The following is a 13512-nucleotide window of genomic DNA, read 5'->3' as shown; positions in this document are numbered from 1 at the left end:
GCGTGTTTTTACGCACGTAATCATACGGGTAGGCTCGGAAACCCCTATCGAGCATCGCGTCCCTAAACGATTTCTCATTGGACATGGGAATTTACGGGATCGCACATGCTTAATGGTAACGACGCTGCTTCGTTGGATCGATGGATCAGTTCTGGAGTTTGTGACCAAGACTTAAACCATTGGCGCTGTGAGGTGCTCCAATCGTTAATTGACCGGGAAGAGAGGGTTTTTCCGGCTCATTTTGTGGCCCTCGGAACGGTCCTGCTTGCGGTCTTCTTTGTCTCTGAACCGGTCTTACTGTTATTGGCGCTCAAAGCCCGCATCCTCTCATTGATGCTAACCAGTTGGTGCGTGTCTCATTTACATGATGCACTTAAGCGGTCTGATCAGGTGCGAAAGTTCGTCGGCTATCTATGCGGAGCGATGGTGGTCTCTGGCGCCAGTTGGGCTGCGATCTTGCTGACGCTTGATGTCTACGCAGACCCAGCCGCCGCTCGTATTGCTGTTGCTGGGGTGGTCTTGATCGGCGTGACTTTGGTCATCATCACATTCGGATCCATTCCGGAAGCGTTAGCCACCTTTGTGGTCTCGTTTTTCAGCTTTGCCGCCTTGGGTAACTGGCTCGCCAATTCACCCATGCCGTGGCTGATGTTCGTCGCAATCTTACCACTTGTCGCTGGGCCGGTGGTTTACAGCCTTGGCGTGGCACGCACTGCCAAAACAGAAGCAAAGCTGGCGATAAACAATCGCCAGCTCAGTGCGAAATTGATGATCGCGTTGGAAAAGGCTCAGTTCCTTGCACAACATGACCCGTTGACCGGTCTCGCCAATCGCCGCGCTTTTTTCGCCGAATACGATGTAGAGCTACGAGCCGACGATATACGCTGCTTTTTATTGATCGACCTGGATGAATTTAAGGCGGTCAATGACCAGTTTGGTCATGAAAATGGTGATCAGGTGCTGCGTGCAGTGGCGCTTGAAATGCGCGATATTCTGGCTGGCCTTCCCGTCAGACGACATAGCGCCGTACGCCTGGGCGGAGACGAGTTCGCAATCGTCCTTGATCAGATTGATCGCCGCACAGCCGAAAGCATTGCAGAGGCCATGAGAAAGCGGATCAAGAGCATTCCCGATCGCTTTAACCTTGATCGCCGCATGTCTGTGTCCGCCTCGATCGGGTGTGCGCAGCAAATGCCTGGTGAAAGCCTGTCCGCAGTCATGCGCAGGACCGACTTGGCAATGTACAGCTCGAAAGAGGAAGGCCGCAATCAGGTGACGATGGCGGCGTGATCCCCTCCCAAGGGTCGGTTGTCGGCGGCGCGCTTCATCAAATAAACTTGCATATCGCGGCAATCTCCGGTTCAAACGCGGCCATTACGTTTGGGGCGCACCAAGGCTGAGCGGCATACTCCGCTTGCTAAGCCCCAACCAACCGGAGAGATACATATGACGGCCCCCAAACTGGCCCAAATTCTTGCAACCACATCTGCCGCTGCGCTGGTGGCTGGCTGCGCGACAATGCCTGAGGGCAAGCGGGTCAATGAATCGGAGATAGCGCAAATCATCAACATACCTAACGGCTCCGGCTATTTTGCGTCGGACAGCACACTGCCTTTCCTCGCGCCCGATTTCACCAAGATTTCGGAAGATGATTATATGCCAGCGTTTGAGCAGAGCATCGAAATCCATAAGGCTGAAGTGCAGGCGATTGTCGAGAACCTTGACCCTGCCACTTTCGACAACACGATCGTAGAATTGGAGAAGTCAGGCCGGATGCTGGGCCGCGTCGCACGCGTTTTCTTCGCGCTGACCGGTTCAAACACGACCGATCGTCTGGACGAAATCAACACCGAAATCAGCCCAAAGCTATCTGCACACTCAGACAGTATCACCTTGAACCCTGCTTTGTTCGAACGCGTGAAGGCCGTCTATGACAATCGTGCGGCGATGACGATGACGCGCGAAGACGCCAAGCTCCTCGAAGAAACGTACAAGGGCATGGTCCATGCGGGCGCTTTGCTGACAGAAGAGCAGCGTGAGCAGGTGAAAGCGATCAATACCGAGCTTTCAACCCTGACCACAGAATTCAGTCAGGCAGTGCGCGCTGCAACCAATGATCAGCCGCTGATCGTTGAAACTCGGGAAGAACTCGCCGGACTGTCCGACGCCGACATAGAGGCAGCTGCAAAAATGGCGGCGGACAAGGGCATGCCGGGCAAATTCGCGATCGCTCTGCAGAACACCACGCAACAGCCGCTGATCCCGACGCTGGACAATCGCGATGTTCGAGAGCGTCTGTTCAAACTTAGCCACAATCGGGCCGATGGCACCAATCCAGAGCATGACACACGCATGCTGGCGGCCAAGATTGCGACATTGCGCGCACAAAAAGCCGCTCTGTTCGGTGAAGAAGATTGGGCAAGCTACACCATGTATGACCGGATGGCGCAGAAGCCCGCCACCGCGCTTGCATTCATGGAACAGATGGTCCCTACCCTCGCCGAGACTCAACGCCGCGAAGCGGAAATGCTGAACGCCGCGATTAAGGCCGATGGCGGCGACTACACCGTCAAGCCATGGGATTGGTATCGCTACGCCAACAAGATCAAGGCTGAGCAGTACGAGCTCGATGAAGATGCAATGATGGAGTATTTCCAGCTTGATAAGGTGCTGGAAGATGGCGTGTTTTACATGGCCGAGAAACTCTATGGCCTGACATTTGAGCGGCGCAACGACATCCCGACCTATCACCCCGATGTGTGGGTCTATACCGTGTTTGACGCCGATGGCAGCGAGCTTGGCCTGTTCTACTTTGACCCGTTCCAGCGGCCATCAAAGCGCGGCGGCGCCTGGATGAGCAACTTCGTTGATCAGAGCTATCTGTGGGGCACCAAGCCGGTGATCTATAACGTGCTGAACATCCCGAAGGCACCGGAGGGCGAGGTACAGCTGGTCAGCTATGACTGGGTCAACACCACGTTCCACGAATTTGGCCATGCCCTGCACGGTTTCTTCGCGGATCAGAAGTATGAGAGCCTGTCTGGCACCGCAACGGCGCGCGACTTTGTCGAGTATCCGAGCCAAGTGCATGAGATGTGGGCGACCTACCCGGAAGTGCTCGCGAACTATGCGAAGCACTATAAGACCGGTGAGACGATCCCGACCGAGATGATCGAGAAGATCGATGCCGCATCCAAGTTCAACCAGGGCTATGATTTCGGCGAAGTGGTCGAGGCCGCATTGCTCGATATGAAGTGGAGTGCGCTGTCACCTGCAGAAGCTGCCGCGCTTGATACGCCAGAGAAGGTCTCTGAATTTGAACGCAAATCGCTCAAAGAACTGGGCCTTGAGATTGAGCTGGTGCCGCCGCGTTACCGGACAACCTATTTCAACCACATCTTCAGTTCACCGGCAGGCTATTCTGCGGGCTATTACAGCTATTTGTGGACCGAGATGCTCGATAAGGACAGCCGCCAGTGGTTCCTCGACAATGGCGGTCTGACCCGCAAAAACGGCGACCATTATCGCGCTACGGTGCTCAGCCGCGGCGGAACCATGGACTATTTCGAAATGTATGAGACTTTTGCAGGGCGTAAGCCGGATGTCCGCTATATGATCGAAAGCCGCGGTCTGGCGAGTGGCACAGAGCCGTCAGACGCGCCTGCCACAATGGGCGGCCAGTAACACCGCAACAAAGCCGATAACTTATGCATCGGCTGGGGCCTTGAGCTCCGGTACGATGCTTTATAGAGACCTCACTCTCGCCGCATGGTCCGCATGGCTCTCCGCAAGCCAGAAATTCGACGAACTTCTCGGCGTTGATCGCAACATCATCTGGCCCGATTTGATCAAACGGATCCTCAAGGTGGCTTTGAATGTTATCAAGCCCGGTCAGGATCACCGCGAACAGCACCGGCATCACATATGTCAAGATTGACGCCTCGTACTCCAGCGCGAGATTTGCGAAATACGGGCCATAGATAATCGGCAGGACGATGATGAAAAAATCGCTGAAAGCCTTCAACGTGCGCGGCGTGCGATATTGATAGACATGCTTCACGCTTTCAAACGCAACGATCATCTTGGAGATATATTGGTTGCAACGCGAGCACTCACCTGATGCGAGCCCTTCTGCCCGCATACGCTTCACAAATTCGGAAAGCTCAGAAAAGGATGCATAGACCTGCTGCTCGTGCGCGGCCATTTCCGACCGGTCAGCCTTGAACAAATCGCGACAGCTCTTGAGCAGGTGGACAAGTACCGCCTCAACATGACGCAACCTGTCTTCGTTTTCATCAGGCAACCAGTCGCGCGCGGCAAAGTAAATAGCACGTCCATGGGCCTTGATAATACCGTAATCGTCGAGCGATGCTTCACGCCGTTTGTAGGCATGTCCGATGGAGAAAACGATTGGGAAAATCACCGCAGTCGAAATTATCGTCAACGGATAGTCTGCTACCAGATTGACCTGCAACGAAAACCACGTCGCAAAGACAGCCAAAATAGCAATTGCCAGTGTCTTCCAATTTACGATCAGACCTATACGAGAAATACGCTCGAAAAGCACCTCTAGCCCCCTGTTTATCTGCCCATCTCAGACACATAGACCCAAGAGTTTGAGGCGTGGTTAATGTACGGTTTTCAAGCCCTTGACCGAAGGTCGAAGGCTAGAGCTAAGAGGTCAGTAGCGCGCGTTGACCGGGTCCGCCTATCCAGCGCGCCTCTACTTTCCAGACGCGCTCGATTATCTCTCGCTCTAGCGCGCGATCTGGCTCAGCATCTGTAGCCATCTTGCCCTGATCAAGGACGATCACTCGGTCAGCATGGTTCATCGCTACCGCCAGATCATGAACCACTAGCACGACGCCCACCCCTGCCTCGCTCGCTTCGCGCAGATGGCGCAGCAGAGTGATCTGATGTGAGAGATCGAGTGCGGCCAAAGGCTCATCAGCGAGTATCCATTTAGGTTCCCCAGCGAGAACGCGAGCGAGCAGGACTCGCGCCGTTTCACCACCCGATAGTGATTGTGCGCGGCGATGAGCCAGATGCTCAAGATCGAGCGATTTCAGCGCTGCATCCACTGGCTCAATACGGCTATCCCTGTGCGGCATTCGGCCTAACTGAACCAAACTCCGCACAGGAACATCCCATGCTATTTCAGCATGTTGTGGTAAATACCCTAAGTATCTGGCCCGCTTACTCGGTGGAATGGTTTCCAGCGGGCTTGTGTCCAGAAACACCGAACCAGCGTTTGGTTCCAACAATCCCGTCAGAGCCTGCAAAATGCTTGATTTTCCGGCACCGTTGGGGCCGCAAATTGCGGTGATCTGACCTGGGGCCAGCTCGACCGAAATATCGCTCAGTCGATTGGTGATAGAAAGGTTTTTCGCGGCAAGGTTCACAACAGCCCTCTCCGCATTCTCAAGAGCAGCCAAAGGAAGAAGGGGGCACCCAAGAGACTTAAGGCGATGCCCAATCGCAACTCTGTCACCAATGGCAATATGCGCACCACGCTATCGGCAACAAGCACCAGCAAGGCCCCGGCAAGTGCGCTGGGCAGCATCAGTTGCGATGGTCGGCGATCCGTCAAAGGGCGCACCAGATGCGGCACGATCAGACCGACAAAGCCGATGATGCCGGCAACTGCAACGCTTGCGCCTACGGTCAGTCCTACCCCGATAATTATTAGCCAGAGCAGGCCGGAAGGGTTCACGCCAAGCGAGCGCGCAACGTCTTCGCCCAAAGTAAGAGCGTCAAGCGATTTGCCTGCCGCGAAAAGCACTGCAATGCCGAGACCGACTAGCGGCGCGGCAACCCACACCTCGCGCCAGCTGCGATCGGTCAGCGCGCCATTGAGCCACAGAACAATCTCGCTCATGGCGAAGGCATTGGGGGCCAGGCTGATTGCCAGCGCAGTCAATGCGCCCGCGAGGCTCGCGACCATCAGGCCTGCGAGCGTGAACAACGCAATCCCACCGGTGCGGCCAGCAATCAGCGCCAGCAAACCCATCGCTCCGCCAGCGCCAATCAGCGCGAAGAGAGGCAAGAGGTAAGGACTTGCCGTGTAGCCAAACCACAGCGCGATGACCGCCCCTAGCGCAGCGCCGGGTGCGATGCCGAACAGCCCCGGATCGGCCAGTGGATTGCGCAGATAGCCCTGCATCGCTGCGCCTGCCGCGCCAAGCGCTGCTCCTACGATCATCGCCAGCAGCCCGCGCGGCAAGCGCAGCTCGGCCAGGATGACCACCGCATTGGGCGTGCTGGAGGGATCGATCCATACGCGCCCGGCAAGCAGTGACAATGGAAAGGCAACCACCAATAGGATGGCGAATATGACAGCCGCCCGGTTCATATCGCCGCCTCGTGGATCGCCCGGAGTTGCTCCATCGCCCGGACAATCGTTGGCCCGCCGCAAAACAGCATATTTGCAGGTAAATCAGCATGATGCATCCAATATAGATGATCGAGCGCCGGATGGATATGCCCGCGCTCTCGGCCAGCGACCAGCAATACATCCGGCGGGTTCGCGATGACCTGTTCCAACGGCAAATAGTCCGCCTGCCCCAGCCCTTGAGCAGCGGCATGATTGGAAAAGCCCGCGCGTCGCATCAACTCGCTGATCAACTGCGCATCACCCGGCACGATCCCGCCGGGCTGCCACAGGACGGCAGACAGCTCTTGGCCGCTAAATTGCTGCGTCGCGACCTCAATTTCACGCACCAACCCTTCCCCGGCACCTGGATCGCCAATAAGTGCCGCCAATTCCCGCACCTGCGCGATGCTTTCTTCAACCGTTGATGCGGCGCCGAAAGTTGCGACTTCGATGCCCAAATCCACCAGCGCCGCGCGGGTCGCGGGCGCAATAAAAGTGCTCGCAACCACGATGTCGGGATTTAGCGCCAGCACTTCCTCCACTGTCCCGCCGGTCGTGCGGAACTGCCTTGCGCGCGTTAAGTCCATCGATGTTGCGCGCGCATCATGGCTGTAATGCGATATGGCGAGAAGTTGTTCGGGCGCGACCACCTCTGCCAATATCGCGTCGGTACAGGGATTGAGGCTGACGATAGTTGGGCGATCATTCACAGGGTTGTGAACTGTAGGATGTTTAGTGCACCCGACCGTCATTCCGACGAGGGCGGGAATCCAGAGGGCAAGAGATGTCTTGGCCAGACTGGACCCTCGTCTTCGCGGGGTTAACGGAGTTCTGTGCCCTCTCACATGCTCGCCCGCACACCCACAAACGCGCCCTGCCCCGGTGAGGCAAAGCCGGCTGCCGTTTGATAATCCTCGTCAAACAGATTCTCTATGCGGCCAAAGACCTCGACACCGTTCAAGATCGGCATGGCCGCACGCAGGTCGACGACCTGATATGCATCAAGTTCGACGGTGTTTGCGGCGTTATCAAATGCGCTGCCCACGATACGCAGATCAGCGCCCAGCTTCAGCCCAAAAGACGCTTCGTAATCGACGAATATTGTCGCAAGATCACCGGGTCGACGCGCGAGATCATTGCCCGTGGTGCGATCCTCTGCATCGATCAGCGAATAGACCCCCGACAGGCGCAAACCATCGGTAATGTCAAAGCCCGTCTCAAGCTCCAGACCCTCCGCCCGCGCGCGGTCGGTGTTGTTATAGGTGCCGAATGGGCGGTTATTACAAATCGGGTCGGTACTGCCAAAGCACGAGACAAAGGTGATCAAGTCCTCGCTATCACGGCGAAACAGTGTCGCGGCGAGGTGCAGGCCACGGCCACGCGTGCCCTTCTCAATTCCGATGTCGTAGCTTGTGCTGTTCTCCGGGCGTAGCGCTTCATTGCCAAAGTCGCTGAACAGCTGGAACAGGCTCGGGGCCTTAAAGCCCTCGCCCACGCTCGCGCGAACCCGCCAATTGTCGCCAAAGCCATAACTGATGTCACCGCCAAAGCTGGTCGCACCACCAAAGCGTTGGTGATCGTCGTGCCGCACACCTGCATGAATGGCCAGATTACCAAGCACCCAGCCAAGCTGTCCGTAAACACCGGTAATCTCGGTATCTGCACCGGTGTCAAACAGAGTTTCGTATCTGCTCCATTCATGCTCGCCGCCAAATGCAACGCTGAGCCCGCCGAGCAGGCGATACTCCCCGCGCAATTCTACCCGCTCCTGAGAACCATCGCTGGTAAAGGTCTCCGCGCCGGTTTCATTGAGGTTCACGCGTTCAGTGTCTGAGGCGGAGAATGTCCCACGCAGGGTCAAATCCTGCCCGAAGTACGAGAAGCCCGCCGCGCCGGAAAACTGCTCTGTTTCCTGCGTATCGAGCGTGTCAGCCAGCGCGAATAGTGGCGCAGGAAAGCCGTCAATCTCAAGATCACCCTCAGCATAGCGGCCATTGACGAACAGCTCGATTTCATTGGTAACATCGACGAAAGCGCTGCCGCCTAGGGTGAATTGCTCGAAACCATCCTTTTCCGTGCCCGATGCGGTCGACGAAAAACCGTCAGTGCGGAAGGCCGATGCATTGAGGCCAGCGTAGAAGCCGTCGCCGTCGATCCCGCCTGCAATGCTGCTTGTGATCGTGTCGCGCGCGCCATATTCCAGACTGCTCGAAAGGCCTGTGACGCCGCGTGTGGAGATATCGATCACCCCGCCAACCGCGTCTGCGCCCCAGATCGTGCTGTTCGAGCCGCGTAAAAGGTCGATTTTCGATGCGTTAGCTGCGAGAAGATTGCCAAAGTCATAGGCATTGGATGGCGAAGATGGATCAGCAACGCGAACGCCGTCGATCAGCACGAGCAGTTGCTCAGCATTCGCTCCGCGCACGTTGACGCTGGAAACGGCACCAATGGAACCATTGCGGGTTATCGAAACGCTCGGGATACGCCGCAAAATGCGCGCAATATCTGCGCCCTGAATGCTGTCGATTTCGTCTTCATCGATAATGGTTATGGGTTGCCCGGTATTGGCGATGTTGGTCGAAATACCGTTGGCGGTGACGGTGATGGATCCGTCTTTTGGCGTTCCAACTAGTTGGCAGCAACCGCCGCCCCAACCTTCGGGGAAACCGCCTGTATTCTCGCCCTCAACCTCAGGTGTCAGTGGATCATCCTGCGCCAACGCAGGCGAGCATGCCAAAGCAGAACCAATTAAAAACAGATATTTATACATTAAACCTCCTATCATGTGCGAATATCGCTCATGACGGAGGCGAGCGCTTTGATACGCGCTCTCACCCGTTTGCCGATGGTACACCCCGCCCACAGCCGAACGACACGCACAGGCAGGTCTCCTGGCTCCCGGATCGTTGCTCTCTTGCCGCCTTCCCAAGCCGCACAAGTGCACCGCTCAGTGGCATTTGGCAGGATTGCTCCCCGGTCACAGTTGCGGGGGCAGCGGAGGATTTGAACCCCCTTCCCTCTTAGGACTTGCTTTCGCAAGCCAACCCATGACGTGCCGCGCGCCATAGTGCGCTCGTTTAAGAGTGGCAAGTCGGTCTGTCCCTATGAGGGAATAGCAATGCGGTTTTACTCGGAAACTTAACCGAAAGCTGGTAACACGACTTTACTTCCGAAATGGAGCAAACGGGCGCACAGCCACCCGAGACCAGAGGACATTTTTGCAACCACGCCGAACTCACGACCTAGAGGCAAGCACCGCCACGGCGAAAGCGCGCAGCAACCCGCGCCGATCGCATTCACTTGCCCTAGTAGCGCTGACCGGATCAATAGCTGTTGCGCTGACCGCGCCAGCCTTTGCCGAAGGCAGCGAGTGGCGCGTGTTTGATATGATTGGCTTGGGCGGTGATGATAGCGAACCCGCTGAACTGACGGCTATGCCGTTTGAGCAAGCAGACACAAATTTCCCCGGATCAGCGTTCTACTACCTCGAAGAGGCTCCCCGGCTCGCGTTCGACTTAGAAGAGTTGCGTAAGACCGATTTTACGCCAGGTGCCTCGCTCGATGGGGTCGATACATCAGAGGACGCGGCGCTCATTCCGGCAATCAGCCCGGTTCTTGCCGCGCCGTCCTTCACCAGCGCTGGGACAAATTTGGACAAAGCCCGCGCCCTGCAATGCCTATCGATGGCGATCTATTATGAGGCGGCGAACGAAAGCCATGCAGGCCAGCAAGCGGTTGCTCAGGTGGTTCTGAACCGCGTTGCCCACCCCGCTTATCCAGCAAGTGTCTGCGGCGTGGTATTCCAGGGCTCTGAGCGCAGAACGGGCTGCCAATTCTCATTCACCTGCGATGGTGCGCTTACTCGCAAACCCGCGCGGCGCACCTGGGCCAAGTCGCAATCTGTCGCTTTGGCTGCGCTCGCTGGCGATGTGTTCGATCAGGTCGGCACCGCCACACATTATCACGCCACCTATGTCGATCCATATTGGGCGCCCAGCCTCGATTACATTCGCACCATCGGGCTTCATCGATTTTATCGGTGGAAAGGCAAGGCAGGTAAGCCAGACGCCTTTTCAATAGCTTATAGCGGCGATGAACCACTCGCTGCGCCCAATCGCAGGGCCGCTGAGGCAAATATTGCGATTGGCGACGCTGGCACTGCCTCTATCGACACAACCGGGATGAATGGCACAACCGCAATCGGTGATTCAGCCTCTCAGGCCGACCCACAGCAACCGTCGTCCACAGTAACAACCGATCCGCTGCCGCAAAGCGGTGACGTGAAAAAAGAATTCCGCAATAGCGGCCGCTGGATCCGTGAACCTGGCAAGTAGTTGCTAGGTTCTGAAGCATCTTAGCCCTAACACGTACACAAACATTAATGCGGTCGTAACTCTGTTGCCGAACCCGGCTTTAGGAACGGTGTGACCATACGCTGAGCAGGAACGGGGAAAACCCCACTTAGCTGGAGCTCGCAAACATGATCACGCTACGCAATTCAGCCGCAATCTGCGGCACGGATACAATTGCGACTCTCACACGTGGTGATGTACTTCTCAAGGCGGCCAATGATGACTGCTCGATCTTTGACGTCAGTAGCCTTCGCACCCCAAGCGATGATGAGCAAAAATTGATGCGGACGGCGCTGGAATTGTTTGCTGAGTATGGGCTTGGTGCAGCGCATGAAGCGTTTGTTCACGCTCGGAAAGCGGCATCGACCGGCAACCGAGAAAGCTACGTTTTCTGGCGCGGCGTGTGCGGAAAGCTCGACCGGCAGATGGTCCAAAAGCTGCCTCAACTCGAAAGCACGAAACGCGCGGGCTAGACACCGCGACCGGGATGACTTCCGGCCCGGCGACAAGGCCAGCACGACAGATACCCGAATTAACCAAAAAATGACCGAATTCTGCGATCTTCGTACGGTTATGGCGCGCCTGACTTCACATTTCCCGCTTATGAGTGCTTTGCGCCGCATCGACGGCGGCGATGCCCTGAGTGATCGCGCGCACCGCAGCCTCACCAAAACGCTTTACACGCAACCACTTAGCTTGGCGATTGGTGCTATCACTGGCGTTGCCGCGTGCGGTACAACCGCTTATCTCGCTGACAATACACTCCTGTATGTTTTGTGTTCGCTTCTCAGCATTATCGCCGTTGTGCGCATTATGCTTGCGTCCAGCATGCCGAGAGATGGCAGCCAGGCGAGCACACGAAGACTGGAGCTGTCATATCAACTTGGTGCTTTCAGTTACTCTCTGACACTCGGCACCTTCACAGCCCTTGTCCTTTTGATGCTGCTGCCTGCACCATTGGAGGTGCTGATGATTGCCAACGCGTTGTGCTACGGTGTAGGCACCTGTGCCAGAAACGCGGGCCGACCGCAGATTGCCTTGGGGCAGCTATTCCTTGTCGCTGCACCAATTTTTGCCGCTGCGCTCATCATTGGCGGCCCCGCCATGAACGTGCTCGCCATCACGATAATGCTGCTCTTCCCCGCCATGGCCAGCATCGTCACAAATCTGGCGAAGACGCTCAGGGAAGCGATCTCGACCGCAGAGGAAAGCCGCATGTTGGCCGACCAAATGCAGGAACTGGCACGTAGCGACGCCCTGACGGGCTTAGCCAATCGGGCGGGTCTTAACTTCGCGCTTGATCGCGAGTTAAAAGATGCGTCGAAGGATACTGGGCTTGGCATATTCTGGCTCGATCTCGACCGCTTCAAGCAGATCAACGATATGCTGGGCCACCAGGTCGGCGACCAGGTGCTCGCCGAAATTGCGCATCGGCTGACAGCCATCATGCCCGACGATGCGACAATCGCGCGCTTTGGCGGCGACGAATTTGTGATGTTCTGCCGGGCTAATGGCAAGGCGGACTGCGAAAAGCTGGCCGCAGGCGTGCAAGCGGAGATCAGCCGCCCGTTCCGCGCAAATGGCGACCTCATTGAAATGCAGGTTTCAATCGGGATTGCGAGCATGCCGGAAGATGGCAATGATGCGGCGGAACTGCTGCAGGCGTCTGATCTGGCTTTGTATCAAGCGAAAGCGAACGGGCGCGGCCAATCGTGTTTCTTCACCCCGTCCATGACGCGAAGCCTGGCCCGTCGCCGACAAATCGAGGAAGAGCTACGCCATGCGATCAAGCACGACGAACTGTCGATATTCTTCCAACCTATTGTTGATCTTCAGACTGGCAAAATCCGCACCTTTGAGGCTTTGGTACGCTGGTTCCATCCTGAGCGCGGCGAGCTGAAACCCGACGAGTTTATCCCGATCGCAGAGGATTCCGGAGCGATTGTAACGCTGGGCAATTGGATCACTGCGCAGGCTGCGAAGGCAGCTGCACAATGGCCACGAGAAGTCTCACTGGCAGTCAACTTGTCCCCACTGCAAATCAAAGCACCGGGCGCGGCAATGGGAATACTGAGCGCGCTGAAAGAAGCTCGGCTCGAACCCTCGCGGCTCGAGTTGGAAGTGACAGAGAGCATTTTTCTGGACAAGACCGATCAAGCCGAGGCCTTTGTCGCGGAGTTGAACAAGGCTGGCGTACGCTTTGCGCTTGATGATTTTGGTACTGGGTACTCGTCACTCAGCTATATCGACAAATGGCCATTTTCTAAGATCAAGGTCGACCGCAGTTTCGTATCAGGCGCGAATGCAGGCAAGAAGAGCGAAGCGATCATCCGCGCGGTGTCGCAAATGGCGCAGACGCTCGACATGACAATTGTTGCAGAGGGTCTGGAAACCGTCGAACAGGTTCAGGCGGTTCGCAAGGCAGGGTGTGCGCTGGGGCAAGGCTATTACTTCAGTCGCGCGGTGCCCGATCACTTGGCCGCAATGCTGCTCGCGCAGGAGCGTGAGGGTGATGACACCGCTCGGCATCGCGCAGCCGGATAGCGCAATCAGACGGCCATACGTGGTATGAGAGCGCTCAATCCAAGGTAATCGACACCCCTACTGCTATTGCGAACTAGTTGCAAAGATAGTGGCCGTATTAGGGGTAATTGCGGTTGCAATCACCTTTTCACGCGCCTAGGCCAATCCCGCATTTCGGAGCGCTTCCTACCTATGTGGGACCGAGGGGCGCTTTCGCGACTAACCGACTGGTCCCGCTTGCAGTTTAAAGGATGGTCCCAGACT

General features: G+C 56.6%; 9 protein-coding genes and 1 riboswitch. Of the genes, 5 read left to right on the top strand and 4 right to left on the bottom strand.

The features are described from left to right. The first annotated feature begins 351 nt into the window (after nucleotides 1-351). Together ACZ1GM_RS07180 and ACZ1GM_RS07175 are read left to right on the top strand one after the other, a co-directional pair. Nucleotides 352-1290 (top strand): GGDEF domain-containing protein, encoded by a 939-nt coding sequence (locus ACZ1GM_RS07180; protein ID WP_472678431.1) that lies wholly within the window; start codon nucleotides 352-354, stop codon nucleotides 1288-1290. A 156-nt stretch (nucleotides 1291-1446) separates the two neighbouring features. Next, nucleotides 1447-3684, top strand: a complete 2238-nt coding sequence (locus ACZ1GM_RS07175; RefSeq protein WP_472678430.1) for a M3 family metallopeptidase — start codon at nucleotides 1447-1449, stop codon at nucleotides 3682-3684. A 989-nt stretch (nucleotides 3685-4673) separates the two neighbouring features. Here the strand turns inward: ACZ1GM_RS07175 and ACZ1GM_RS07170 are convergent. The 4 genes from ACZ1GM_RS07170 to ACZ1GM_RS07155 form a co-directional block, all read right to left on the bottom strand. Next, nucleotides 4674-5435 (bottom strand): ABC transporter ATP-binding protein, encoded by a 762-nt coding sequence (locus tag ACZ1GM_RS07170; protein WP_472678429.1) that lies wholly within the window; start codon nucleotides 5433-5435, stop codon nucleotides 4674-4676. After that, complete coding sequence (locus ACZ1GM_RS07165) at nucleotides 5399-6352, bottom strand: FecCD family ABC transporter permease (protein WP_472678428.1); 954 nt, start codon at nucleotides 6350-6352, stop codon at nucleotides 5399-5401. The genes ACZ1GM_RS07170 and ACZ1GM_RS07165 overlap by 37 nt, the downstream gene beginning before the upstream one ends. After that, nucleotides 6349-7083, bottom strand: coding sequence for an ABC transporter substrate-binding protein (locus ACZ1GM_RS07160; RefSeq protein ID WP_472678427.1), 735 nt, complete (start codon nucleotides 7081-7083; stop codon nucleotides 6349-6351). The genes ACZ1GM_RS07165 and ACZ1GM_RS07160 overlap by 4 nt, the downstream gene beginning before the upstream one ends. Before the next feature lie 131 nt (nucleotides 7084-7214). Continuing rightward, complete coding sequence (locus ACZ1GM_RS07155; protein ID WP_472678426.1) at nucleotides 7215-9143, bottom strand: TonB-dependent receptor plug domain-containing protein; 1929 nt, start codon at nucleotides 9141-9143, stop codon at nucleotides 7215-7217. A 94-nt stretch (nucleotides 9144-9237) separates the two neighbouring features. Next, a riboswitch (cobalamin riboswitch) is annotated at nucleotides 9238-9437 on the bottom strand. A gap of 154 nt (nucleotides 9438-9591) precedes the next feature. On the opposite strand from ACZ1GM_RS07155, the gene ACZ1GM_RS07150 reads away from it, so the two are divergent. The 3 genes from ACZ1GM_RS07150 to ACZ1GM_RS07140 all read left to right on the top strand — a co-directional run bounded on the left by ACZ1GM_RS07150 (nucleotide 9592) and on the right by ACZ1GM_RS07140 (nucleotide 13269). Then, nucleotides 9592-10707, top strand: a complete 1116-nt coding sequence (locus tag ACZ1GM_RS07150; protein WP_472678425.1) for a cell wall hydrolase — start codon at nucleotides 9592-9594, stop codon at nucleotides 10705-10707. A 146-nt stretch (nucleotides 10708-10853) separates the two neighbouring features. Beyond that, nucleotides 10854-11198, top strand: a complete 345-nt coding sequence (locus ACZ1GM_RS07145; protein ID WP_472678424.1) for a hypothetical protein — start codon at nucleotides 10854-10856, stop codon at nucleotides 11196-11198. Nucleotides 11199-11268: 70 nt separating this feature from the next. Then, nucleotides 11269-13269, top strand: coding sequence for a putative bifunctional diguanylate cyclase/phosphodiesterase (locus tag ACZ1GM_RS07140; protein WP_472678423.1), 2001 nt, complete (start codon nucleotides 11269-11271; stop codon nucleotides 13267-13269). The last annotated feature ends 243 nt before the right edge of the window (nucleotides 13270-13512 follow it).

This window comes from Qipengyuania sp. JB2-7, assembly GCF_055693485.1.
This window is presented reverse-complemented; position numbering and strand designations above follow the sequence as displayed.

Coding starts and splice junctions, on each gene's coding strand:
- ACZ1GM_RS07175 (WP_472678430.1), top strand. CDS start 1,447: ATGACGGCCCCCAAACTGGCCCAAATTCTTGCAACCACATCTGCCGCT.
- ACZ1GM_RS07165 (WP_472678428.1), bottom strand. CDS start 6,352: ATGAACCGGGCGGCTGTCATATTCGCCATCCTATTGGTGGTTGCCTTT.
- ACZ1GM_RS07155 (WP_472678426.1), bottom strand. CDS start 9,143: ATGTATAAATATCTGTTTTTAATTGGTTCTGCTTTGGCATGCTCGCCT.
- ACZ1GM_RS07145 (WP_472678424.1), top strand. CDS start 10,854: ATGATCACGCTACGCAATTCAGCCGCAATCTGCGGCACGGATACAATT.
- ACZ1GM_RS07140 (WP_472678423.1), top strand. CDS start 11,269: ATGACCGAATTCTGCGATCTTCGTACGGTTATGGCGCGCCTGACTTCA.